The sequence below is a fragment of the Streptomyces sp. WAC03905 genome (genome assembly GCF_057371075.1).
Genome location: NZ_JBXYDZ010000003.1, coordinates 6,579,854 through 6,602,089 on the forward strand (window position 1 = coordinate 6,579,854; position 22,236 = coordinate 6,602,089).

Sequence of the window (22,236 nt, forward strand, 5' to 3'; positions counted from 1 at the left end):
GGGGACCGCGCGGTGTCGCGGACGCGCATGTCGCGCACGCGGACGTCGTGGGGCGGGATGTCGTGGACTGGGAGGCTCGCCCATGGGCGGACGCTCACACACCTTTCACTCAAGAGGGACGGTGACCACATGGTAAAGGACGAGCAAAGCGGTCGGATCATCCTTTTGGTCGAGCGCGGCCGGGTGATGGGATCGGAACATGAGCGATCTTCACATCGGCCCCGCGTCGGCCGGTGATCTCAGCGACGTACTGGACTTCTGGAAGACCGCCGCCGAGGGGACGAGTATCAGCGACGACCTCGCGGGCGTCGAGGGGCTCCACGGGCGGGACCCCGAGGCGCTGCTGCTCGCGCGCCGCGACGGGGAGCTGGTCGGGACCGTGATCGCCGGCTTCGACGGCTGGCGGTGTCACCTCTACCGGCTCGCCGTGCACCCGGCGCACCGGCGGCGGGGGATCGGCACGGCGCTGCTGGCGGCCGCCGAGGAGCGGTTCGCTGCGCTGGGCGGGAGGCGGGCCGATGCGATGGTGCTCGATCGCAACGAGCGGGCGCGCCGGGCCTGGGCGGCGGGCGGGTACGGGGCGCAGGAGCAGTGGACGCGGTGGGTGAAGGCGCTCGGCTAGCGCAGGGTGCGGGTGCGGGTGCGGGTGCGGGTGCCGGGTACGGGGTGGGGTGCGGTGTCGGGTCGGGTGCGGCGCCGTTGCGGGGGCGCCGCCCCCGCGCCCCCGCGCCTCAAACGCCGGCGGGGCTGGAAGGACGGCGGGGCTGGGAGGGCAGCGGGGGTGGGGTGGCGGCGGGGCTGACGGGTGGGGTCAGGCCGGGGTGAAGGCCGGGGGGGACCAGGCGGCGAGGAAGGACTCCGCCGACCAGGTGCCCGAGAGGGGCGGGGCCAGCCAGGAGGGGGCCTCGGCACGGAAGAGTTCCGGGGCGAGGGTGCCGGAGTCCTCCGGGACAGCGCCCAGGAGGGGCAGCTCCGAGGACTTCGGTAGGTCCGCCAGGTTGCAGCGGGCCGCCAGGTCCGGGGAGTGCGGCCAGCTGCCGACCACCACGCCCAGCGGGGTCAGGCCCCGGGCCCGCAGGGCCTCCGCCGTGAGGGTCGTGGAGTTGAGGGTCCCCAGACCCGCCTGTGCGACGATCAGGGTCGGGGCGTCCAGCAGCCGCGCGGCGTCGGCCAGCGTGTGGCCCGCCTCGTCGAACTGCACGAGCAGCCCGCCCGCACCCTCGACCAGGACCAGGTCGTGGTCCTCGGCCAGCCGCCGGGCGGCCTCCGCGATCTGCGCCGGGGCCAGCGTCGGCAGACCCGAGCGCCGGGCCGCCGTGTCCGGGGCCAGGGGCTCCGGATAGCGGGCCAGCTCCATCGCCGTGACGGCGGGGCCGGCCAGCCGCACCACCTCCGCCGCGTCCCCCGGCTCCAGCGGGCCGACACCGGTCTGCGCCGGCTTGAGCACCGCCACCGAGCGGCCCGCCGCCACGGCCGCCGCCGCGACGGCCGAGGTGACCACGGTCTTGCCGATCTCCGTGCCCGTCCCGGACACGATCACTACGGACATCTGCTCTTCTCAGCCTTCCTGGGCCGCCGCGCACACCGCGCGGCAGATACGGTTCACGTCCGCGTCGCCCGTGACGAACGGCGGCATCACGTAGATGAGGTCCCGGAACGGTCTCAGCCACACGCCCTCGCGCACCGCCGCCCGGGTGGCTGCCGCCACGTCGACCTCGTGGTCCAGCTGGACCACGCCGATGGCGCCGAGCACGCGCACGTCCCGTACGCCGGGGATGCCGGCCGCGGCCGAGAGCCCTTCGCGCAGCCCCGCCTCGATCCGTTTGACGTCGAGCGCCCAGTCCTGGCCGAGCAGCAGCTCCACGGAGGCCAGCGCCACCGCCGTGGCCAGCGGGTTCCCCATGAAGGTCGGTCCGTGCGCCAGCACCGGTACCTCGCCCCGGGAGATCCCGTCGGCGACCCGCTCGGTGCACAGGGTCGCCGCCAGCGTGAGGTACCCGCCGGTCAGCGACTTGCCCAGGCACATCACGTCCGGGGTGATCCCCGCGTGGTCCGCCGCGAAGAGCGCGCCGGTGCGGCCGAAGCCCGTGGCGATCTCGTCCAGGATCAGCAGGACCCCGTACTCGTCGCACAGCTCGCGCAGCACCCGCAGGTGGCCCGGGTGGTGGAAGCGCATGCCGCCCGCGCCCTGCACCACGGGCTCCACGATCACGGCCGCCAGCTCGTCCGCGTGCGCGGCGATCCTCTCGCGCAGGTGGTCGGCGTACGCCGGATCCACGGGCGTGTCGAAGCCGCCGGGCGGCGCGTCCGCGAAGACCTGCCGCGGCAGGTGACCCTGCCACAGCTCGTGCATGCCGCCCTCTGGATCGCAGACGGCCATGGGCTGCCAGGTGTCCCCGTGGTAGCCGCCGCGCCAGGTCAGAAGCCGGGTCTTGCCCGTGTGCCCGAGCGACCGCCAGTACTGGAGGCACATCTTCACGGCGACCTCGACCGACACCGAACCCGAGTCGGAGAGGAAGACGTGCTCCAGCCCCGCCGGGGTGATCTCGACGAGCTTCGCGGCGAGCCGGACGGCGGGCTCGTGCGTGAGCCCGCCGAACATCACGTGCGACATCCTGCCGAGTTGCGCGGTCACGGCCTCGTTGAGCACCGGGTGGTTGTAGCCGTGGATGGCCGACCACCAGGAGGACATGCCGTCGACCAGCTCGTCGTGCCCCTCCCCCTGGGACGGGTCGGCGAGCCGCAGCCGCACCCCCGAGGCGGAGTCGATGACCAGCGGCTCCTGCCGCCCGGGCATCGGGCCGTACGGGTGCCAGACGTGCTGCCGGTCCAGCGCGAGCAGTTCCGCGCCCGCCGAACGCGAGTGGGGCAGGTCAGGCATTGGGCGCGATGTCCGTCCCCGCGCCGCGGCGGCGCACCGCCACCAGGTCCGACCGGAGCGCGCCCGGCTCGGCCTGGGCCGGCTGCGCGGGCACCGGCGTGGCCTCCGCGTGCGCGTGGCCCGAGCAGCCGCCGCACGCCGAGCCGCAGCCCTCGGCCTCGTCCCCGGCCGACGCCGCGCCCGCGCCGGAACCGCACAGGGAGGCGCCGCCGTTGGAGCCGCACCCGCCGCCGGCGGGAGCCGCGTCCGCCACGTCGGAGCGGTGCGCGGGCAGGGTCGTCGTACCGGCGCCCTCCACCTCGAAACCGGCGTCCGCGATCATGTCGAGGTCGGCCTGGCCGGCCTGGCCCTCGCTGGTGAGGTAGTCACCGAGGAAGATCGAGTTGACGATGTTCAGCGCCAGCGGCTGCAGCGAACGCAGGTGCACCTCGCGCCCGCCCGCCAGCCGGACCTCGACGTCGGGGCAGACGAACCGCGCCATCGCCAGGATCCGCAGGCAGCGCTGCGGGGTGAGGTTCCACTCCTTCGCCAGCGGGGTGCCCTCGAAGGGGATCAGGAAGTTGACCGGAACGGAGTCGGCGTCCAGCTCGCGCAGCGAGAAGACCACGTCGACGAGGTCCTCGTCGGTCTCGCCCATGCCCGCGATCAGGCCCGAGCAGGCCGACAGGCCCGCCGCGTGCGCCTTCTCCACCGTGTCCACGCGGTCGGCGTAGGTGTGGGTCTTGGTGATCTGGCCGTAGGTGGCCTCGGAGGTGTTCAGGTTGTGGTTGTAGGCGTCGGCGCCCGCCTCGCGCAGCTTCTCCGCCTGGCCGTCCGAGAGCAGACCGAGGCACGCGCACACCTCGATGCCCTCGTTCTGCTCCTTGATCGCCTCGATCGTCCTGCCGACGCGCTCCACGTCCCGGTCCGTCGGACCGCGGCCGCTCGCGACCAGGCACACCCGCTTCGCCCCGCCCGCGACGCCCGCGGCGGCCGCCTGGGAGGCCTCCTCCGGCTTGAGCCAGGTGTACTTGAGGATCTCGGCCTTCGAGCCCAGACGCTGGGAACAGTAGGAGCAGTCCTCCGGGCACAGGCCCGACTTCAGGTTGACCAGGTAGTTCAGCTTGACCCGACGACCGAACCACTGGCGGCGCACCTTGCCGGCCGCGGCCACCACGTCGAGCAGTTCGTCGTCAGAAGTCGCCAGTACGGCGAGCGCTTCTTCGCGGGTCGGCAGCTCACGCCGCAGCCCCTTGTCCACCAGGGTGTTCAGCAGGTCCATGGACCCGATCCTGTCCCACTCGACCCATCGCGGCCAAGGAGAGATCGCACAACATGGCCGGATGGGTGTGTGTGTATCACCACACCTGGCGGACAAGTCCCGGGGACTAGGGTCGGGCAGGTCTGTGGACTGCCGACAAAACACGAGGACACGCCGATGCCCCAGCACACTCCCGACCCCGCGGACGTCTTCGCCTGGATCGACGCCGCGGAGCGCGCCCGGGAGCAGGCCGGACTGGTCCGCTCCCTGCGCCCCCGGCCGCCGGTGTCGCCGCTGCTGGACCTCGCGAGCAACGACTACCTCGGCCTGTCCCGGCACCCCGGGACCATCCGCGGGGCCCGCGAGGCGGCCGAGCGCTGGGGCGCCGGAGCCACCGGTTCCCGTCTCGTCACCGGCACCACGGAACTGCACGCGGAACTGGAGCGGGAGCTCGCCGCCTTCTGCGGCTTCGAGGCCGCGCTCGTGCTGTCGTCCGGATACGCGGCCAACCTCGCCGCCGTCACGGCGCTCAGCGACTGGGGCACGCTGGTCGTCTCCGACGCCGGCAACCACGCCTCCATCGTGGACGGCTGCCGGCTCTCGCGCGCCGAGACCGCGGTGGTCCCGCACTCCGACCCGGACGCCGCGCGCAAGGCGCTCACCGCGCACGAGGGCCGGGCGCTGCTCGTGAGCGACTCGGTGTTCTCCGTCGACGGCGACGCCGCCCCGCTCGCCGGTTACGCCGCCGCGTGCCGCGACGAGGGCGCGGCCCTGCTGGTGGACGACGCCCACGGCCTGGGCGTCCTGGGGGAGGGCGGCCGGGGCGCGCTGCACGCCGCCGGGCTCGCCGGCGCACCGTACGTCGTCGCCACCCTGACCCTGTCGAAGTCGCTGGGCAGCCAGGGCGGCGCCGTGCTCGGCCCGGCCAAGGTGATCCGGCACCTGGTCAACACGGCCCGCACCTTCATCTTCGACACCGGACTGGCCCCGGCCGCCGCGGGCGCGGCTCTGGCGAGCCTGCGCCTGCTCCGGCGGGAGCCGGAGCGCGCCGGCCGTGCCCGCGAGGTGGCCGACCGGCTGTACGGGCGGCTCACCGCGTCCGGCCTGACCGCGGCCCGGCCGGACGCGGCCGTGGTGTCGGTACGGGCCCCGTCGGCCTCGGCGGCACTGCGCTGGGCCGCCGACTGCCGCGAGGCAGGTCTGTCCGTGGGGTGCTTCCGCCCGCCGTCGGTGCCGGACGGCATCTCCCGGCTGCGGCTGACCGCCCGGGCCGACCTCACGGGGGACGAGATCGATCGGGCGGTCGGGACGATCATCGCGACCGCGCCCGCCGGGGCCACGGACCGTTAGGTCGTCTGCGTGTCCGTCCGTAAGACGGCGAGGAAGCCGTCCCAGGCCGGACCGGTGAAGAGCACGGCCGGGCCGTCCGTCCGCTTGGAGTCGCGGACGGCCAGCAGACCGTCGCCGAGAGCGGCCGCTTCCACGCAGTTGTTCATCCCGGTGCTGCGGCTGCTTCGCCGCCACCGCGCAGCTCTGATCAGAAGTCCGCTGGTGCTCAAGGGGGTTGCGGACACGGGGGTGCCTCCTCTACGCGTCGTCAGCGAGTGAGCTGATGAGTTCCGACGAGTCCTGGGGCGGGAGGGCGTGCGCCTGGATGGTGCGGAACGCGGCGCCGTACGCCTCTAGGTCTTCCTTCCGCTCCAGATAGAGGCTACTCGTCAAATGGTCGAGTACCACCACATCCAGATCGGCGATGTTCGTAAATGAGAAAATTACGAACGGTCCGGTGAGGCCGAGATGGCCGCCCACGCTGAACGGCAGGACCTGGAGGCTCACTTGGGGGAGCCTCGCCACCCTGACGAGGTGCCTCAGCTGCTCCGCCATGACCCCGGGCCCGCCGATCTGTCGCCGCAGCACCGCCTCGTCCAGCACCGCGCTCAGCTCCAGCGGCGGGTCGGCCCGCAGCACCGACTGCCGGGCCAGTCGTACGTCGACCAGCGCGTCCACCTTCGGTTCCGGAAGCCCGCCGAGCGCGGCCCGGGTCACCGCCCTCGCGTAGTCGGGGGTCTGCAACAGTCCGGGCACCACGGACAGTTCCACCGTGCGGGCGGACCGGGCGCCCGCCTCAAGGCTGATGAAGTCCCGGTACTCCTGGGGCAGCAGGCCACGGTAGTCGTGCCACCACTGGCGCCCCCGCCCGGTGTCCCCGCCCGGGCGGGGACCGGCGGCCGAGGCCGAGAGGGCCTCCAGGAGGGCGCGTTGCTCCGGGCTCACGAACTCCCCGTAGGCATCGAGGAGCAGCCGGATGTCCTCCGGTTTCACGCCGCTGCGACCCGTCTCGATACGGCTGATTTTCGACTGGTGCCATCCCACGATCCGGGCCGCCTCACCACTGGTGAGTCCGGCCCGGTCACGCAGGGCACGCAGTTCCTCGCCGAGCTTGCGCCGGCGCACCGCGGGACCGTGCTGCACACCCGCCTCCTTCCACCGGCACAGCTCGCACCAGTCTGCCGTCCAAATACGCTCTTCCGTAGCAGAGTTCACCGCAACGGGCGACAGATATATGCATATCTTTGGGGAAAGGCTGATGTGGCGGCACGATGGGTGGCACTCTGGCGTCCAGCACAGATCCGGGGCTCCCCCGCTCCGGTGGAAAGGGACGTCGCCATGGCAGACCACCTGGAAGCATCCGTCACTCTGCCGAGCGATCCCGCCTCGGTGGCCGCTGCCCGGCGATTCGTCGCGGAAGTGCTGGGGGAGTGGGGGCTGCCCGACGACGCCGAGACCGCCGACAGCGTCCGGCTGATCGTCTCGGAACTCGCGACCAACGCCGTCCAGCACACTTTCGGCCAGTCGCCCACCTTTACCGTCGACATCCGCCTGGAGCGCGAGGAGTGGCTTCGCGTCGGGGTGACCGACAGCCACCCGCGCCGGCCCCGGCGGCTCCCCGCCGCCGTCCAGCAGGACAACGGCCGGGGCATGGTCATCATCCGCTGGCTCGCGGTCGAGGCGGGTGGGCGGCTCTCGGTCACGCCCACCGAGGACGGCGGCAAGACGGTGTGGATCGCGCTGCCCTGGACCGCCGGGGCGCCGGCCGCGGCCGCCGGGGGCTGCTGACGGTCGGGACGCCCACCCGCCTGCCCGCGCCGAGGTGCGACTGCACGGACGTATACGGAAGCCGGAGCCGGCGGCGGGACGCGCCCCCGAGCGGGTGCCTTCCCGAAACACGGGTTAACCCGGTGGAAAAAAGCCGCCCTTAACGTGGCGTCACGTGCCACCACCAATGATCACCCATGGGCCGGTAAAGCTGCGGTGGGCGAAACGGAAAGCCTTCCCCTGCGTTGGGACAAGAGACGCTTGGGTGGGAAACGTGCAGGTCAACAAAGTGTTGAAGGCCGCTAGGGTCGCCTCGGCGCGAAGTCGATCCTGTCCCGGAAGCTTGGTGAATACGAGTGCAACTGACACCGCACGAACAGGAGCGACTGCTCATCCACGTGGCCGCGGACGTGGCCGAGAAGCGGAGGGCGCGCGGAGTACGCCTCAACCACCCCGAGGCGGTGGCGCTGATCACCTCGCACATCCTCGAAGGCGCCCGCGACGGCCGGACGGTGGCCGAGCTGATGGCCTCCGGCCGCACCGTGCTGAGCCGCGCGGACGTCATGGACGGGATCCCCGAGATGATCCACGACGTGCAGGTCGAGGCGACGTTCCCGGACGGCACCAAACTCGTCACGGTCCACGACCCCATCGTCTGACAAGGAGTACCCCCGCATGATCCCCGGCGAAATCGCCTTCGGGGAGGGACCGGTACTCCTCAACGAGGGCCGCCCCGTCACCCGTCTCACCGTGCTCAACTCCGCCGACCGGCCCGTCCAGGTCGGCTCCCACTACCACTTCGCCGAAGCCAACCCCGGCCTTGCCTTCGACCGCGCCGCGGCCCACGGTCTCCGCCTCAACATCGCCGCCGGCACGGCCGTCCGCTTCGAGCCGGGCATTCCGGTGTCGGTGGAACTGGTCCCGCTGGCAGGGCTGCGGACCGTACCCGGACTGCGCGGGGCGACCGGGGGGCCGCTCGATGGCTGAGATCTCCCGCCAGGTGTACGCCGACCTCTTCGGGCCGACGACCGGGGACCGCATCCGGCTCGCCGACACCGACCTCTTCGTCGAGATCGAGCAGGACCTCGGCGGAGGCCCCGGCCGCTCCGGCGACGAAGCGGTCTTCGGCGGCGGCAAGGTGATCCGCGAGTCCATGGGCCAGGCCCGCACCACCCGGGCCGAAGGCGCACCCGACACCGTCATCACCGGCGTCGTGATCCTCGACCACTGGGGCATCGTCAAGGCCGACCTCGGCATCCGCGACGGCCGGATCTGCGGCATCGGCAAGGCCGGCAACCCCGACACCATGGACGGCATCGACCCCGACCTCGTCATCGGCCCGGAAACCGAGATCATCGCCGGGAACGGCAAGATCGTCACCGCGGGCGCCATCGACGCCCACGTGCACTTCATCTCCCCGACGGTCATCGACGAGGCCCTCGCCTCCGGGATCACCACCCTGGTCGGCGGCGGAACCGGGCCCGCCGAGGGCAGCAAGGCCACCACCGTCACCCCCGGGCCCTGGCACCTGGCCCGGATGTTCGCGGCGCTGGAGGCCTACCCGGTCAACATCGGCCTCCTCGGCAAGGGAAACACCACCTCCCGCGAGGCCATGCACTCCCAACTGCGCGGCGGAGCCCTCGGATTCAAGATCCACGAGGACTGGGGGGCCACCCCCGCCGCCATCGACGCCTGCCTGAGCGTCTGCGACGAGACCGGCGCCCAGGTCGCCATCCACACCGACACCCTCAACGAGGCCGGTTTCGTCGCCGACACCCTCGCGGCCATCGCCGGGCGGACCATCCACTCGTACCACACCGAGGGTGCCGGCGGCGGACACGCCCCCGACATCATCACCGTGGTCTCCGAGCCGAACGTCCTGCCCAGCTCCACCAACCCCACCCGCCCGCACACCGTCAACACCGTCGAGGAACACCTCGACATGCTGATGGTCTGCCACCACCTCAATCCGGCCGTCCCCGAGGACCTCGCCTTCGCCGAATCCCGCATCCGGCCCTCGACCATCGCCGCCGAGGACGTCCTGCACGACCTCGGCGCCATCTCCATCATCTCCTCCGACTCCCAGGCCATGGGCCGCGTCGGCGAGGTCGTCCTGCGCACCTGGCAGACCGCCCACGTGATGAAGCGGCGGCGCGGCTTCCTGCCCGGCGACGGACCCGCCGACAACCACCGGGCCCGCCGCTACGTCGCCAAGTACACGATCAACCCCGCCGTGGCCCAGGGCATCGCCCGCGACGTCGGCTCCGTCGAGACCGGCAAGCTCGCCGACCTGGTGCTGTGGAACCCCGCCTTCTTCGGCGTCAAGCCCGAACTCGTCATCAAGGGCGGCCAGATCGCCTACGCCCAGATGGGCGACGCCAACGCCTCCATTCCCACCCCCCAGCCCGTCCTGCCCCGGCCCATGTTCGGCAGCCACGGCCGCGCGCCCGGCCTGAACTCGCTGAACTTCACCGCCCAGGCCGCACTCGACGACGGCCTGCCCGAACGCCTCGGACTCGGCAAGCGGTTCACCGCCATCGAGACCACGCGGAAGGTGACCAAGGCGGACATGCGCAACAACGACGCCATGCCGCGGGTCGAGGTCGACGCCGACACCTTCACCGTCACCATCGACGGGGAGCCGGTGGAACCGGCACCGGCCGCCGAACTGCCCATGGCCCAGCGCTACTTCCTCTTCTGACGGGCCCCGCCACATGAGTCTCGCCGCGCTGCTCGTCCTCGCGGACGGCCGCTTCCCCGCCGGGGGCCACGCCCACTCCGGCGGGGCCGAGGCCGCCTGCCGGGCGGGCCGCATCCACGACGCCGCCACCCTGGAGGAGTTCTGCCGGGGCCGGCTGCACACCGCCGGGCTCACCGCGGCGGCCCTCGCCGCCGCGGCCGCCCTGGGGCTCGACCCGGCCGCCCTCGACGCCGCGGCCGACGCCCGCACCCCGTCACCCGCGCTGCGCACCGCGGCGCGGCGGCTGGGCCGGCAGCTGCTGCGGGCCGCACGGGCCACCTGGCCCGACCCCGCCCTGGAACGCCTCGCCGCTGCGTTCCCGCGCGGCGCCCACCAGCCCGTGGTGCTCGGCCTCACCGCCCGGGCCGCCGGGCTCGGGCCGCTCGACGCCGCGCACGTGGCGGCATACGAGAGCACCGGCGGACCGGCGACCGCCACCGTACGCCTGCTCGGCCTGGACCCCTTCGAGGCGAGCGGGGTCCTGGCCCGGCTCGCCCCCGAACTGGACGCGGTCGCCGCCCGGGCCACCGAGGCCGCGCACCGGGCGCTGCTGGACGGGCCCGACGCCCTGCCGGCGGCCTCCTCACCCCTGCTGGAGATCGCGGCCGAGGTCCATGCCGACTGGCCGGTCCGCCTGTTCGCCTCCTGAGCCCGCCACCGCACCCCTTCGACCCACGGGAGCACCCCATGCACCTCGACCACGCCGTCGACCAACCCCACCGGCACTCCCACAGCGCCGCACCGCTGCGGCCCGACGGCAGTCGGCGCGCCCTGCGCATCGGACTCGGCGGCCCCGTCGGATCCGGCAAGACCGCCACGGTCGCCGCCCTGTGCCGCGCCCTGCGCACCGACCTCTCCATGGCGGTGGTGACCAACGACATCTACACCCGCGAGGACGCCGAGTTCCTGCTCCGAGAGGCGGTCCTGCCGCCGGAGCGGATCGCCGCCGTCGAGACCGGTGCCTGCCCGCACACCGCCATCCGCGACGACATCTCCGCCAACCTGGAAGCCGTCGAGGAACTGGAGGACGCCTTCCGCGAGCACGCCCCGCTCGACCTGATCCTCGTCGAGTCCGGCGGCGACAACCTCACCGCCACCTTCTCCCGGGGCCTGGTCGACGCCCAGATCTTCGTCATCGACGTGGCCGGCGGCGACGACATCCCGCGCAAGGGCGGCCCCGGCGTCACCACCGCCGACCTCCTCATCGTCAACAAGACCGACCTCGCCCCCCACGTCGGCTCCGACCTGGGCCGGATGGCCCGCGACGCGGCCGAGCAGCGCGGCGAACTGCCCGTCGCCTTCCAGTCGCTGCGCAGCCCCGAGGGAGTGGCCCCGGTCGCCGACTGGGTCCGCGGGCGGATCGCCGCCTGGACCGTACGGTGACCACCGCGCCCCCCGCCCCGCCCGCCGGCGGGGTACGGGCCACGGCCCGTATCCACGCCGTGGCCGACGGACGGGGCGGGACCGCGCTGCCCCTGCTCGCCGGGGAGGGCCCGCTCGCCCTGCGGCGCACCCGCGGCCACGAGGCCGGGGAGGCCGGGATCGTGCTCGTCGGCGCGATGAGCGCCCCGCTGGGCGGCGACCACCTCACCCTTCGCGCCACGGCCGGGCCCGGCGCCCGCCTGGCCCTGGCCTCGGCGGCGGCCACCCTGGCCCTGCCCGGCCGGTCCGGCGAGCCCGCGCACTACGACGTCGAACTGGACCTGGAGGACGGGGCCTTCGTGCGGTGGCTGCCGGAGCCGCTCGTGTCCGTCCGCGGCAGCGACCTGCGGGTGCGCACCCGCGTCCGGATCGCACCCACCGCCCGCCTGGTGCTGCGCGAGGAACAGGTGCTGGGGCGCCACGGGGAGCCGCCCGGTCTGCTGAGCAGCCGCCTCACCGTCACCCGCGGCGGCCGGCCGCTGCTGGACCAGGAGCTGGCCTGCGGTCCCGGCGCTCCCGGCGGCTGGAACGGACCGGCCGGGCTGGCCGGACACCGGGCCGTCGGGCAACTCCTGCTCGTGGACCCGGCCTTCGCACAGCACCCCCCGAAGGCCGCGGTGCTGGGGGAATGCGCCGTCGCTACCCCGCTGGCCGGTCCGGCCGTTCTGGTGACGGCCCTCGCCGCAGACGCCCTCGGCCTGCGCGAGGTCCTCGACGCGGCCGGACGTGCCTACGACCGCTGACCCGCGGGGGACGAATCGGGCACCGCTCAGCGGTACACGCCTGTCCGGTTATCGGGTTGGCAAAGAAGTCGACCCCGCCCTGTCGCCGGGACGGGCCCAGAGGCCAGGATCCCCCTGCACACCGACGACCGAAGCGGCCAACCCGGCTGCCCACGGCGGGACCTGACGCAGGGGGAACAACCACGTGATACGCAACGCGACGCTGGGGAGCGCCGCCACACTGATCACCGGCGCACTGGCCGCGGGCCTGCTGCTCGCTCCGCCGGCCGCCGCGGCACCGGCCGGCCGGGACTTCCGGCTCCCGGAGGCGCTGGGCGTGCAGATCGCCGCCGCGCGCGCCGCCGGCACCGGGATCGACTGGAAGGACTGTCCCGCGGACTGGGGACTGGCCGCCCCCATCCAGTGCGGCTGGGTGAAGGTCCCGCTGGACTACGCCAAGCCGTACGGCAAGACCATCGACATCGCCGTGGACCGTGCCGTCAGCACCGGCACCAAGCAGGAGCGCCAGGGCGCCCTCGTCTACAACCCGGGCGGCCCCGGCGGCTCCGGCATGCGCTTCCCGCGCCGGTCCACCTCGCAGAGCCCGCTGTGGGTCAACACCGCGAAGGCGTACGACTTCGTTGGCTTCGACCCGCGCGGTGTCGGTCACTCCGCGCCCATCTCCTGCATCGACCCGCAGGAGTTCGTCAAGGCGCCCAAGGCCGACCCGGTCCCGGACAGCGAGTCCGACAAGCGCGCCCAGCGCAAGCTCGCCGCCGAATACGCGGACGGCTGCAAGGAGCGCAGCGGCGAGATGCTGCCGCACATGACCACGCCCAACAGCGCGCGCGACCTGGACGTCATCCGGGCCGCCCTGGGGGAGCAGAAGCTGAACTACCTCGGCGTCTCCTACGGCACCTACCTCGGCGGGGTCTACGCGACCCTGTTCCCGACCCACGTGCGCCGCATGATCGTCGACAGCGTCGTCGACCCGTCGAAGGACAACATCTGGTACGAGGCCAACCTCGGCCAGGACGTCGCCTTCCAGACGCGCTGGAACGACTGGCAGGACTGGGTCGCCAAGAACGACGCGGTCTTCCACCTCGGCGCCACCCGCGCCCAGGTCGAGGCCAGGTGGCAGGCGCTGCGCGGCAAGGCCAAGGCCGCCCCGCTCGGCGGTGTCGTCGGCCCCGCCGAGCTCATCGGCTTCTTCCAGGGCGCCCCGTACTACGACTCCTCCTGGGTGCCCGTCGCCCAGACCTGGGCGGCCTACGAGGCCGGCGACGAGCAGGCCCTCGTCGACGCCATCGCCCCGGACATGTCGGACACCGCCGGCAACGCCTCGGCGGAGAACAGCAACGCGGTCTACACGGCCGTCGAGTGCGCCGACGCGAAGTGGCCGACCAGCTGGGCCAAGTGGGACCGGGACAACACCAGGCTGCACCAGAAGTACCCGTTCCTGACCTGGTCGAACGCCTGGATGAACCTGCCCTGCGCGACGTGGCGCGCCAAGCAGTCGACCCCGATCGAGGTCGGCGCCAAGCGCGGTCTGCCGCCGGTGCTCATCGTCCAGTCCGAGCGGGACGCGGCCACCCCGTACAAGGGTGCGGTCGAACTGCACCGCCGCCTCGCCGGCTCGCGCCTGATCACCGAGCAGAACGCCGGCTCGCACGGTGTCACCAGCCTGACCAACCCGTGCATCAACACGCGGGTGGACACCTACCTGCTGACCGGCAAGGTCGACGCCAAGGACGTGACGTGCGCCCCGCACGCCGCTCCGGTCGCCCCGGCCGCGGTGGCCGCCCGGTCGCTGGACACCGCCGAGGGCGGACTCCCGGCGCGTGAGGAACTCCCCGCCGTCCGTTGAGCGCGACCGCGGGGAAGCGGGCAGCCCCTTCGGGGTGACCCGTACGGCGGGAGGAGGCTCAGCGCGTCGAGCGCCGGGCCTTCTTCCGCGCTTCCTCCTCCTCGGCCTTCACCTCGGCCGCGTACCGGTCGACGTACTCCTGCCCGGACAGGGCGAGGATCTCGTACATGATCTCGTCGGTGACCGCGCGCAGGACGGCGCGCTCGCCCTCCATCCCGGCGTACCGCGAGAAGTCCAGCGGCTCACCGAAGCGGATCGTGACCCGCCGGATCTTCGGGATCTTCTGCCCGGGCGGCTGGATCTCGAAGGTGCCCACCATCGCGCAGGGCACGACCGGGACCCCGGCGCCGAGGGCCATGGCGGCCACGCCGACCTTGCCCTTGTAGAGGCGGCCGTCGTGCGAGCGGGTGCCCTCGGGGTAGATGCCCAGCAGCTCGCCCTTGGCCAGCACGCCCAGTCCTTCGCGCAGGGCCGCCCGGCCGGCGTTCTTGCCGGACCGGTCCACGGGGATCTGCCCGGCGCTGCGGAAGAACGCCGCGGTGAGCCTGCCCTTGACCCCGGGACCGGTGAAGTATTCGGCCTTCGCCAGGAAGGTGATCCGCCGGGCCAGGATCGCGGGCATCAGGAAGTGGTCGGAGAACGACAGGTGATTGCCCGCGACGATCGCCGCGCCCTCCGCCGGGATGTTCTCCAGCCCCTCGATCCGCGGCCGGAACAGCAGCCGCAGCAGGGGTCCGAGGAACACGTGCTTGAGCAAGTGGTAGAACACCAGGCCGCTCCCGTCGGTATCCCGTTGTCACGTCCAGTCTACGGACGGTGAGTCCCGGGACGGGAGGGGGCGGTGATGACCTTCCTCAGGTACTGCGCGAGGCGGCCATCCCCGCCGTCAGCAGCCCCAGGACCACCCAGCCGAACCACAGCCAGCCGTTGCTGCCGAGGACCACGGAATACGTGGCGACGGCCACCAGTGCGGCGAAGGTCATGACTGCCATCGCCTTAACGGATCCGGTCATGCCCCATGGTGGCGCGCCGACGGCCGGTTCCGCTACTGGCCACGCGCTTGCAGCGACGCCAGATACGCGTTGATGGTGGCGCGCCGACGGCCGGTTCCGCTACTGGCCACGCGCTTGCAGCGACGCCAGATACGCGTTGTACGCCTCCAGCTCCTGGTCGCCGTTGCGGTCGGCGGCCCGGTCGGAGCGCTTCGCGGCCCGCTGCTCGGAGTGGTACCACTGGTAGATCAGGGCGATCAGGACCAGCACCGAGGGGATCTCGCTGAACGCCCAGGCGATGCCGCCGCCCCACTGCTGGTCGAGGAGCGGGTCGATGCCGAGGGAGGCCGGCGGGTCGGCGTACGTCCCGATCATCGGCTGGCTCGCCATCATCAGGGCGATGCCGAAGAAGGCGTGGAAGGGCATGCCGGCGAAGAGCTCCAGCATCCGCATGACGTAGCCCGGGCGGTGCGGCCCGGGGTCGATGCCCATGATCGGCCAGAAGAAGATCAGGCCGACGGCGAAGAAGTGGACCATCATCGCGATGTGCCCCGTGCGGCTCTCCATCAGGAAGTCGAAGAGCGGGGTGAAGTACAGCGCGTAGAGGCTCGCGATGAACATCGGGATCGTGAAGGCCGGATGGGTGATCACCCGCATGTACCGGCTGTGCAGCAGCGCCAGCAGGAGTTCACGCGGCCCCTTGCGGCCGCGGCCGGCCGGCGGGAGCGCGCGCAGCGCCAGCGTCACCGGGGCGCCCAGCAGCACCAGGATCGGGGTGATCATGCTGATCACCATGTGCTGGACCATGTGCACGCTAAACATGACCATGCCGTAGTCGTTCAGCTTGGTGCACATCACCAGGATCACGGTCAGCACGCCCAGCGTGAACGCGATGGTCCGGCCGAGCGGCCAGGAGTCCCCGCGCCGGCGCAGCCGCAGCACGCCCCACCCGTACAGGGCGAGCCCCAGCAGGGAGCCGAACAGGAAGAAGGCGTCGAAGGAGAACTCCAGCCCGCGCCCGAGAGTGAACGGCGGCAAGTCCATGTCCATGTCCATGCCGTGCCCGCTGTGATCCATCTGTCCACTCCCTCGACTGTGCTGCCCCACCACAGTAGTGCCGCCCCCGAGCGCTCGTGCGCGCGGGGGCGGCCCAGGACAAAAGGGGCGTCCGAAGGGGGTGTGGAGGACGTGTCAGAGCACCGTCTGGGCCTCGTCGTAGCGCTCGGCCGGAACCGTCTTCAGGGTCGAGGTCGCCTCGGCGAGCGGCACCATCACGATGTCCGTGCCGCGCAGCGCGGTCAGCATGCCGAACTCGCCCCGGTGCGCCGCCTCCACCGCGTGCCAGCCGAAACGGGTGGCGAGGACCCGGTCGTACGCGGTGGGCGTGCCGCCGCGCTGGACGTGGCCCAGGATCACCGGCCGGGCCTCCTTGCCCAGGCGGTTCTCCAGCTCGACGGCCAGCAGGTTGCCGATGCCGGCGAACCGCTCGTGGCCGTAGATGTCCTTGCCGCGCTCCTCGAAGGCCATCGAGCCGGGCTTCGGCTTGGCGCCCTCGGCGACCACGACGATCGCGAACCGCTTCCCCGCCGAGAACCGCTCGCCGACGATCGCCGTCAGCTCGTCGATGTCGAAGGGACGCTCGGGCACGACGATCGCGTGCGCGCCGGCCGCCATGCCGGAGTGCAGGGCGATCCAGCCGGTGTGGCGGCCCATGACCTCGACGACCATCACGCGCTGGTGGGACTCGGCGGTGGTCTTCAGCCGGTCGAGCGCCTCGGTGGCCACCCCGACGGCGGTGTCGAAGCCGAAGGTGACGTCGGTGGAGGCGATGTCGTTGTCGATGGTCTTCGGGACGCCGACGATCGGCAGACCGGCCTGGGCGAGCAGGTTCGCGGCCTTCAGGGTGCCCTCGCCGCCGATCGGGATGATCGCGTCGAGGCCGAGGTCCGCGACGTGCCCGCGGGCCCGCTCGACACCGTCCCGCAGGTGCGCGGGCTGTACCCGGGAGGAGCCCAGGATCGTGCCGCCGCGGGCGAGGATGCCGGCGACGGCATCGAGGTCGAGCTTGCGGTAGTCCGCCTCCAGCAGGCCCTTCCAGCCGTCGTGGAAGCCGATCACCTCGTCACCGTGGTCGACGACGGCACGGTGCACGACGGAGCGGATGACGGCGTTGAGGCCGGGGCAGTCGCCACCGGAAGTGAGCACACCTATGCGCATGGCAGAAGAGACCTTTGCAACGTGGGCCGACGACCGGACCACGTCGTCCGGTTGGAACTACGGCCACCCTACAAGCGGTTTGGAGGTGCGCTGAACCATCCTCCACATGCTGGTCCTGATCGTCGTGCGAAACGACGTCGGCCCGGTTTCCCCTAGGGAAAACCGGGCCGAACACATGATGCGGGGGCCGCCCCGATGAGCGGTCCGCGAGGCTGTTACGCGGGCTGCGTCGCCGCCGCGATGCGCTCCGCGCGCAGCGCCTCGTACCACCGGTCGTCTATGGCCGGCAGCGCGTTCACGTCGAGCGCCAGCTTCAGCAGCAGGTCCGCGATGTGGGGGTTGCGGGCCATCACGGGACCGTGCATGTAGGTGCCGAACACCGTGTCGTTGTAGGCGCCTTCGGTGCCGTCGCCGGTGCCGTTGCCGCGGCCCATGGTCACCCGGGCGAACGGCTTCGCGGTCGGGCCGAGGTGCGTGACGCCCTGGTGGTTCTCGAAGCCCGTCAGCTGCGGCAGGCCCAGGCGCGGGTCGATGTCGCCGAGCACGTCGCCGACGCACCGCTCGCCCTCACCGCGCACGGTGACGACGTCCAGCAGGCCGAGGCCCTCCTGGCGCCGACCCTGGTCGTTGACGAACTCCTTGCCGAGGATCTGGTAGCCGGCGCAGACGGAGAAGACGATCGCCCCGTTCGAGACGGCCCGTTCCAGACCGCCGTCGCGCAGCAGGCGCTCCGCGGCCAGGCGCTGCGGACGGTCCTCGCCGCCGCCGATCAGGTAGATGTCGCCCGAGGTGGGGATGGGCTGGTCGCTGCGCACGTCCACGCGCTGCACGTCCAGGCCGCGCTGGCGGGCCCGGCGCTCCACGACGAGGGCGTTGCCCTGGTCTCCGTACGTGCTGAGCAGGTCGGGGTAGACCCACACCAGACGCAGGCTGTTGTCGCTCATGCTCTTGTGTCCTCTGGGGGTATGAGTACTAGTTGCCGACGCGGCGGCGCACGTCCTGGAAGGCGGTGTAGTTGGCGATCAGCTCGATCTGCCCGGGCGGCGCGAGCTGCACGGCCTCGTCGAGGGACTCGCACACCCGGAAGTCCAGGCCCGCGACCTCCAGGCGGACCGCGAGGTCCAGCTTGCGGTCGCCGATCACGAAGATCGGGTGGCCGGCCAGGCGGGGGTAGTCGACGTCCCACAGCCACGAGGTGTCGGTTCCGTCGGCGCCGCGCGCGTTCACGGAGAGGATCACCGGGGTCGGCGGCGGGTCGATCAGCGAAAACGTTTCGAGCCAGCCCGCCGGGTTCTTCGCGAGCAGGAGCCGCAGCTCACGGCCCTGGAAGGTGACGACGTCGTAGCGGCCGGCGACGGCCTGCACCTGGTACATCCGCTCCAGCGCGACCTGCGGCGGGACGCCGAAGACGGCGGCCACGGCGGCCGAGGTCGCGGCGTTGGCCTTGTTGGCGCGGCCGGGCAGCTGCAGGTGGATCGGCCAGGCCGAACCGTGCGGGTCCAGCACGTGGTCGCCGGAGAGCACCCAGGTCGGGGTCGGGCGCCGGAAGCCGCACTCGCCGCAGAACCAGTCGTCGCCCGGACGCTGCATGACACCTCCGCAGGAGGGGCACGACCAGGCGTCGTCCTTCCACTCCTGGCCGGCCGCGACCCACACCACGTTCTGGGAGGAGGAGGCGGACCAGACGATCAGCGGGTCGTCGCAGTTCGCGACGATGACCGCCTTGGAGCCCTGGAGGCCCTCACGCCACTTCTCCGCGAGCATGCGGGTCTCGGCGGCGCGGTCCAGCTGGTCGCGGGAGAGGTTGAGCAGGGCGATCACCTTGGGGGTGACGTCCCGGGCCACTCCGGCCAGGTACTTCTCGTCGACCTCGATGACGCCGTACTTGGCGTCCGAGCCGCCCGCGAGGGCCGAGGTGATGCCCGCCGGCATGTTGGCGCCGAGGGCGTTGGAGACGACCGGACCGCTGGCCCGCAGGGCCTCGGCGATCAGCCGGGTCGTCGTGGTCTTGCCGTTCGTCGCGGAGACGAGGACGACGTCGAGGTGTTGCGCCAGCGCGCCGAGAAGATCGGGGTCGAGCCTGAGTGCGACCTTGCCACCGATCACCGATCCGCTTCCGCGTCCCGCGGCCCGCGACACCGCCGCCGCGGCCTTGCCCGCCGTCACGGCCAGCTTGGCCCGCGGCGAAAGCGGCTCCGTGTTGCCTGCCATCGTCCCTTGTCCTCCTAGCGTCGGTCGGCCCCAGCCTATCCAGTACCGGCCGGAGCCTTGACCGCGGCGCCCCCGCCCCGCCGCGCGATCTCCTCGTACGGTCGCCCGTCGTAGGCTTGGCGCCATGCGACAGCGCCTCATCCCCGGCACCACCGGCCTCGTCCGCACCATGAGCCTGCTGGGCGATCCGGTGCTCCACTCGCCCTGCCCGGAGGTCACCGAGTTCGGGGCGGGTCTCGACCGGCTCATCGAGGACATGTTCGCGACGATGTACGCCGCGGAGGGCGTCGGTCTGGCGGCGAACCAGATCGGTGTGGCCCAGCGGGTGTTCGTCTACGACTGCCCCGATGACGAAGACGTACGACATGTCGGGCACGTCGTCAACCCCCGTCTGGTGACGGCCGACGGGGACGAGTTCCTCGGCCCCGAGGGCTGCCTGTCCCTGCCGGGCCTGGAGGCGGGCACGGTCCGCTTCGACCACGCGGTGGTGGAGGGGGTCACGTCGGACGGGGCCCCGGTGCGGATCGCGGGGACGGGGTTCTTCGCGCGCTGCCTGCAGCACGAGTGCGACCACCTCGACGGGACGGTGTACGCGGACCGCGTGACGGGCCTGCGGGCCCGTCGCCTGCAGCGGGCGATCCGCAAGGCCCCCTGGGGCCCCGGCGCCCCCTGACGGGTCTCCGGCGATCAGGCCGGATCAGTCAGCCCCGGGGGCGGCGGGCCGGTCCGGTCAGAAGCCGGGGCCGTCCTCGCGGTTGCCAGCGGTGGCCAGGCGGCCCCACAGGAGGTCGGTGAGGCCGGCCACGAGGTCCGCGCGGCCGCAGGGGCGTTCGCCCAGCCACCAGTCGCCGGCCGCGTGCATCATCCCGACGATGCCGTGGCCCCAGACGCGGGCCAGCTGCTCCCCGCCGGGGCCGAGGTCGACGCGCTCGCTGATCACCTGGGCCAGCTCCTCGCCGAGCCTGCGCAGCAGCGGCGCCGAGTGCAGGCCGACGTCGAAGCCGCGCTCGGCGGTGTGGGAGTCCTCGGCCGGGTGCATCAGGAAGCGGTAGACCTGCGGGCGGGCCTCGATGGCGGCGAGATAGGTGTCGAGGGTCGCCTCCACCCGCCGGCGCCGCTCCGCGGGGGCGTCGAGCGCGGCCCGCAGCGAGTCCAGCAGGGCGTCGGTGTGCCGGACGGCGAGAGCCTGGTAGAGGCCCGCCTTGTCACCGAAGTGCCGGTACAGGATCGGCTTGGTGATGCCGGCCTCGGCCGCGATGGCGTTCATGGAGGCCTTGGGGCCGTCCCTGAGCACGACCCGGTCGGCGGCTTCGAGCAGCTCCCGCCGGCGGCGTTCGGCCGCTCCCGGTTCGCCGGTCTGCTGCGTGGTCTCCATGACGTGTTCTCTCCCCGCCCTTGCGATGTGCGTGACGCCCACGCAACGTAACACCCATGGCACCCCGGCGATCGAATCGGCGGACACGACCTGAGGGTCGTCGACGCCATCGCCCGTGCTTGACAGTGCTTACTCGCCGGTAACAGACTGTGGCCACCCAGTAGGTTACCGCTAGTAACCTCCGGATCGACGAGCACGGACAGGTGGAGGGGACATGGCGGAGTTCACCATGGAGCTGAACGAGGACCAGAAGCAGGTGCGGGACTGGATCCACGGCTTCGCGGCCGATGTGATGCGCCCCGCGGCCGCCGAGTGGGACGAGCGCGAAGAGACTCCCTGGCCCGTCATCCAGGAGGCCGCCAAGGTCGGCATCTACTCGCTGGACTTCTACGCGCAGCAGTTCTTCGACCCGACCGGCCTCGGCATCCCGATGGCCATGGAGGAGCTCTTCTGGGGCGACGCGGGCATCGCGCTCTCCATCGTCGGCACCGGACTCGCCGCGATCGGCGTCGTCGCCAACGGCACCGAGGAGCAGATCGGCACCTGGATCCCGCAGATGTACGGGACCCCCGACGACGTGAAGGTCGCCGCCTTCTGCTCCTCCGAGCCGGACGCCGGCTCCGACGTGGGCTCCATGCGCACCCGGGCGGTCTACGACCAGGCCAAGGACGAGTGGGTCCTCAACGGCACCAAGACCTGGGCCACCAACGGCGGAATCGCCAACGTCCACATCGTCGTGGCCGTCGTCGATCCGGAGCTGGGTACCAAGGGCCACGCCTCCTTCATCGTGCCGCCCGGCACCCCCGGGCTGTCGCAGGGGCAGAAGTTCAAGAAGCACGGCATCCGCGCCTCGCACACCGCCGAAGTGGTCCTGGAGGACGTACGGGTCCCCGGTTCCTGCTTGCTCGGTGGCAAGGAGAAGCTGGACGAGCGCCTCGCCCGGTCCCGCGAGCGGGCCCGCAGCGGTGGCGGCGAGCGGGTCAAGAACGCGGCCATGGCCACCTTCGAGGCCTCCCGGCCCGCCGTCGGCGCGATGGCCGTGGGCACGGCGCGCGCCGCGTACGAGGTTGCGCTGGACTACGCGAAGACGCGCACGCAGTTCGGTCGCCCGATCATCGACAACCAGGGCGTGGCCTTCCAGCTCGCCGACATGCGCACGCAGATCGACGCGGCCCGGCTGCTGGTGTGGCGGGCTTCCTGGATGGCGGTCGCGGGACGGCCCTTCGAATCGGCCGAGGGGTCGATGTCGAAGCTCTACGCGAGCGAGGTCTCCAAGAAGGTCACCGCCCAGGCGGTCCAGATCCTCGGCGGCAACGGATACACCCGGGAGTACCCGGTCGAGCGGATGCACCGGGACAGTGCGATCTACACGATCTTCGAGGGCACGAGTGAGATCCAGCGGCTGGTGATCGCGCGCACGATCTCCGGCATGCCGATCCGCTAGCGCCGAGCCGGACGGGTGGCGCGGGCCGC

The 22,236-nt window shown here is 72.3% G+C and carries 24 protein-coding genes; 12 read left to right on the plus strand and 12 right to left on the minus strand.

The features are described from left to right. Nucleotides 1-199 precede the first annotated feature (199 nt). Nucleotides 200-622: a GNAT family N-acetyltransferase gene (locus AC2RP6_RS32290; protein WP_486449367.1), complete on the plus strand. Its 423-nt coding sequence runs from the start codon at nt 200-202 to the stop codon at nt 620-622. 189 nt (nt 623-811) lie between these two features. Here AC2RP6_RS32290 and bioD read toward each other — a convergent pair whose 3' ends face one another. From bioD to bioB, 3 genes are read right to left on the minus strand one after another with little or no spacing between them, the layout of a single operon-like run. Then, on the minus strand, nt 812-1,549 hold the full coding sequence (gene bioD, locus AC2RP6_RS32295; protein ID WP_486449368.1) for a dethiobiotin synthase: 738 nt from the start codon (nt 1,547-1,549) through the stop codon (nt 812-814). A gap of 9 nt (nt 1,550-1,558) precedes the next feature. Further along, on the minus strand, nt 1,559-2,881 hold the full coding sequence (locus AC2RP6_RS32300; RefSeq protein WP_486449369.1) for an adenosylmethionine--8-amino-7-oxononanoate transaminase: 1,323 nt from the start codon (nt 2,879-2,881) through the stop codon (nt 1,559-1,561). Then, nucleotides 2,874-4,142: a biotin synthase BioB gene (gene bioB, locus AC2RP6_RS32305; protein WP_486449370.1), complete on the minus strand. Its 1,269-nt coding sequence runs from the start codon at nt 4,140-4,142 to the stop codon at nt 2,874-2,876. Before bioB ends, AC2RP6_RS32300 begins: the two co-directional genes overlap by 8 nt. Nucleotides 4,143-4,298: 156 nt before the next feature. Between bioB and AC2RP6_RS32310 the strand changes: the two genes are divergently transcribed. After that, on the plus strand, nt 4,299-5,471 hold the full coding sequence (locus AC2RP6_RS32310) for an 8-amino-7-oxononanoate synthase (RefSeq protein WP_486449371.1): 1,173 nt from the start codon (nt 4,299-4,301) through the stop codon (nt 5,469-5,471). Here AC2RP6_RS32310 and AC2RP6_RS32315 read toward each other — a convergent pair. Both AC2RP6_RS32315 and AC2RP6_RS32320 read right to left on the minus strand, forming a co-directional pair. Continuing rightward, complete coding sequence (locus AC2RP6_RS32315; RefSeq protein ID WP_486449372.1) at nt 5,468-5,695, minus strand: DUF397 domain-containing protein; 228 nt, start codon at nt 5,693-5,695, stop codon at nt 5,468-5,470. The two genes, AC2RP6_RS32310 and AC2RP6_RS32315, sit on opposite strands and share 4 nt — an antisense overlap. 13 nt (nt 5,696-5,708) lie before the next feature. Continuing rightward, nucleotides 5,709-6,593 (minus strand): helix-turn-helix domain-containing protein, encoded by an 885-nt coding sequence (locus AC2RP6_RS32320; protein ID WP_486449373.1) that lies wholly within the window; start codon nt 6,591-6,593, stop codon nt 5,709-5,711. A 195-nt stretch (nt 6,594-6,788) separates the two neighbouring features. Between AC2RP6_RS32320 and AC2RP6_RS32325 the strand changes: the two genes are divergently transcribed. The 8 genes from AC2RP6_RS32325 to AC2RP6_RS32360 all read left to right on the plus strand — a co-directional run bounded on the left by AC2RP6_RS32325 (nt 6,789) and on the right by AC2RP6_RS32360 (nt 13,968). Then, nucleotides 6,789-7,238, plus strand: coding sequence for an ATP-binding protein (locus tag AC2RP6_RS32325; protein ID WP_486449374.1), 450 nt, complete (start codon nt 6,789-6,791; stop codon nt 7,236-7,238). 335 nt (nt 7,239-7,573) lie between these two features. Further along, a complete protein-coding gene (locus tag AC2RP6_RS32330) occupies nt 7,574-7,876 on the plus strand; it encodes an urease subunit gamma (RefSeq protein WP_486449375.1) in 303 nt (100 codons plus the stop codon). A 16-nt stretch (nt 7,877-7,892) separates the two neighbouring features. After that, nucleotides 7,893-8,204, plus strand: a complete 312-nt coding sequence (locus AC2RP6_RS32335; protein WP_486449376.1) for an urease subunit beta — start codon at nt 7,893-7,895, stop codon at nt 8,202-8,204. Next, entirely contained in the window at nt 8,197-9,918 is a 1,722-nt protein-coding gene (locus tag AC2RP6_RS32340; RefSeq protein ID WP_486449377.1) for an urease subunit alpha, read from the plus strand. Before AC2RP6_RS32335 ends, AC2RP6_RS32340 begins: the two co-directional genes overlap by 8 nt. 13 nt (nt 9,919-9,931) lie before the next feature. Continuing rightward, complete coding sequence (locus AC2RP6_RS32345; protein ID WP_486449378.1) at nt 9,932-10,606, plus strand: urease accessory protein UreF; 675 nt, start codon at nt 9,932-9,934, stop codon at nt 10,604-10,606. A gap of 38 nt (nt 10,607-10,644) precedes the next feature. Then, complete coding sequence (gene ureG / locus AC2RP6_RS32350) at nt 10,645-11,340, plus strand: urease accessory protein UreG (protein ID WP_486449379.1); 696 nt, start codon at nt 10,645-10,647, stop codon at nt 11,338-11,340. After that, nucleotides 11,337-12,122 carry an urease accessory protein UreD gene (locus AC2RP6_RS32355; protein WP_486449380.1) on the plus strand — a complete coding sequence of 262 codons (786 nt, stop codon included), beginning with the start codon at nt 11,337-11,339 and terminating at the stop codon, nt 12,120-12,122. Before ureG ends, AC2RP6_RS32355 begins: the two co-directional genes overlap by 4 nt. Nucleotides 12,123-12,306: 184 nt before the next feature. Next, complete coding sequence (locus AC2RP6_RS32360) at nt 12,307-13,968, plus strand: alpha/beta hydrolase (RefSeq protein WP_486449381.1); 1,662 nt, start codon at nt 12,307-12,309, stop codon at nt 13,966-13,968. A 58-nt stretch (nt 13,969-14,026) separates the two neighbouring features. Here AC2RP6_RS32360 and AC2RP6_RS32365 read toward each other — a convergent pair whose 3' ends face one another. From AC2RP6_RS32365 to AC2RP6_RS32390, 6 genes are all read right to left on the minus strand, one after another. Further along, nucleotides 14,027-14,737: a lysophospholipid acyltransferase family protein gene (locus AC2RP6_RS32365; protein ID WP_486449382.1), complete on the minus strand. Its 711-nt coding sequence runs from the start codon at nt 14,735-14,737 to the stop codon at nt 14,027-14,029. Nucleotides 14,738-14,822: 85 nt separating this feature from the next. Continuing rightward, nucleotides 14,823-14,981 (minus strand): hypothetical protein, encoded by a 159-nt coding sequence (locus AC2RP6_RS32370; protein ID WP_037929045.1) that lies wholly within the window; start codon nt 14,979-14,981, stop codon nt 14,823-14,825. A 99-nt stretch (nt 14,982-15,080) separates the two neighbouring features. Next, the gene (locus AC2RP6_RS32375; protein ID WP_486449383.1) at nt 15,081-16,037 is read right to left on the minus strand and encodes a cytochrome c oxidase assembly protein; all 957 of its coding nucleotides are present in this window, start codon (nt 16,035-16,037) and stop codon (nt 15,081-15,083) included. A gap of 114 nt (nt 16,038-16,151) precedes the next feature. Further along, complete coding sequence (locus tag AC2RP6_RS32380) at nt 16,152-17,177, minus strand: 6-phosphofructokinase (protein ID WP_030660435.1); 1,026 nt, start codon at nt 17,175-17,177, stop codon at nt 16,152-16,154. A 215-nt stretch (nt 17,178-17,392) separates the two neighbouring features. Then, nucleotides 17,393-18,121 carry a type 1 glutamine amidotransferase gene (locus AC2RP6_RS32385; protein ID WP_486449384.1) on the minus strand — a complete coding sequence of 243 codons (729 nt, stop codon included), beginning with the start codon at nt 18,119-18,121 and terminating at the stop codon, nt 17,393-17,395. 28 nt (nt 18,122-18,149) lie between these two features. Beyond that, nucleotides 18,150-19,388, minus strand: a complete 1,239-nt coding sequence (locus tag AC2RP6_RS32390; RefSeq protein WP_486449385.1) for a MurT ligase domain-containing protein — start codon at nt 19,386-19,388, stop codon at nt 18,150-18,152. Between the two features lie 124 nt (nt 19,389-19,512). On the opposite strand from AC2RP6_RS32390, the gene def reads away from it, so the two are divergent. Continuing rightward, nucleotides 19,513-20,061: a peptide deformylase gene (def, locus tag AC2RP6_RS32395; protein ID WP_486449386.1), complete on the plus strand. Its 549-nt coding sequence runs from the start codon at nt 19,513-19,515 to the stop codon at nt 20,059-20,061. 57 nt (nt 20,062-20,118) lie between these two features. On the opposite strand, the gene AC2RP6_RS32400 is transcribed toward def, so the two are convergent. Then, nucleotides 20,119-20,763 carry a TetR/AcrR family transcriptional regulator gene (locus tag AC2RP6_RS32400; RefSeq protein WP_486449387.1) on the minus strand — a complete coding sequence of 215 codons (645 nt, stop codon included), beginning with the start codon at nt 20,761-20,763 and terminating at the stop codon, nt 20,119-20,121. A 214-nt stretch (nt 20,764-20,977) separates the two neighbouring features. Here AC2RP6_RS32400 and AC2RP6_RS32405 point away from each other — a divergent pair, with 214 nt between their 5' ends. After that, nucleotides 20,978-22,207 (plus strand): acyl-CoA dehydrogenase family protein, encoded by a 1,230-nt coding sequence (locus AC2RP6_RS32405; RefSeq protein WP_486449388.1) that lies wholly within the window; start codon nt 20,978-20,980, stop codon nt 22,205-22,207. Nucleotides 22,208-22,236 lie beyond the last annotated feature (29 nt).

What these genes read in the sequence shown, in the direction of transcription:
- AC2RP6_RS32290 (WP_486449367.1), top strand. Translation starts at nt 200, where the DNA reads ATGAGCGATCTTCACATCGGCCCCGCGTCGGCCGGTGATCTCAGCGAC.
- bioD (WP_486449368.1), bottom strand. Translation starts at nt 1,549, where the DNA reads ATGTCCGTAGTGATCGTGTCCGGGACGGGCACGGAGATCGGCAAGACC.
- AC2RP6_RS32300 (WP_486449369.1), bottom strand. Translation starts at nt 2,881, where the DNA reads ATGCCTGACCTGCCCCACTCGCGTTCGGCGGGCGCGGAACTGCTCGCG.
- bioB (WP_486449370.1), bottom strand. Translation starts at nt 4,142, where the DNA reads ATGGACCTGCTGAACACCCTGGTGGACAAGGGGCTGCGGCGTGAGCTG.
- AC2RP6_RS32310 (WP_486449371.1), top strand. Translation starts at nt 4,299, where the DNA reads ATGCCCCAGCACACTCCCGACCCCGCGGACGTCTTCGCCTGGATCGAC.
- AC2RP6_RS32325 (WP_486449374.1), top strand. Translation starts at nt 6,789, where the DNA reads ATGGCAGACCACCTGGAAGCATCCGTCACTCTGCCGAGCGATCCCGCC.
- AC2RP6_RS32335 (WP_486449376.1), top strand. Translation starts at nt 7,893, where the DNA reads ATGATCCCCGGCGAAATCGCCTTCGGGGAGGGACCGGTACTCCTCAAC.
- AC2RP6_RS32340 (WP_486449377.1), top strand. Translation starts at nt 8,197, where the DNA reads ATGGCTGAGATCTCCCGCCAGGTGTACGCCGACCTCTTCGGGCCGACG.
- AC2RP6_RS32345 (WP_486449378.1), top strand. Translation starts at nt 9,932, where the DNA reads ATGAGTCTCGCCGCGCTGCTCGTCCTCGCGGACGGCCGCTTCCCCGCC.
- ureG (WP_486449379.1), top strand. Translation starts at nt 10,645, where the DNA reads ATGCACCTCGACCACGCCGTCGACCAACCCCACCGGCACTCCCACAGC.
- AC2RP6_RS32370 (WP_037929045.1), bottom strand. Translation starts at nt 14,981, where the DNA reads ATGACCGGATCCGTTAAGGCGATGGCAGTCATGACCTTCGCCGCACTG.
- AC2RP6_RS32375 (WP_486449383.1), bottom strand. Translation starts at nt 16,037, where the DNA reads ATGGATCACAGCGGGCACGGCATGGACATGGACATGGACTTGCCGCCG.
- AC2RP6_RS32380 (WP_030660435.1), bottom strand. Translation starts at nt 17,177, where the DNA reads ATGCGCATAGGTGTGCTCACTTCCGGTGGCGACTGCCCCGGCCTCAAC.
- AC2RP6_RS32385 (WP_486449384.1), bottom strand. Translation starts at nt 18,121, where the DNA reads ATGAGCGACAACAGCCTGCGTCTGGTGTGGGTCTACCCCGACCTGCTC.
- AC2RP6_RS32390 (WP_486449385.1), bottom strand. Translation starts at nt 19,388, where the DNA reads ATGGCAGGCAACACGGAGCCGCTTTCGCCGCGGGCCAAGCTGGCCGTG.
- def (WP_486449386.1), top strand. Translation starts at nt 19,513, where the DNA reads ATGCGACAGCGCCTCATCCCCGGCACCACCGGCCTCGTCCGCACCATG.
- AC2RP6_RS32400 (WP_486449387.1), bottom strand. Translation starts at nt 20,763, where the DNA reads ATGGAGACCACGCAGCAGACCGGCGAACCGGGAGCGGCCGAACGCCGC.
- AC2RP6_RS32405 (WP_486449388.1), top strand. Translation starts at nt 20,978, where the DNA reads ATGGCGGAGTTCACCATGGAGCTGAACGAGGACCAGAAGCAGGTGCGG.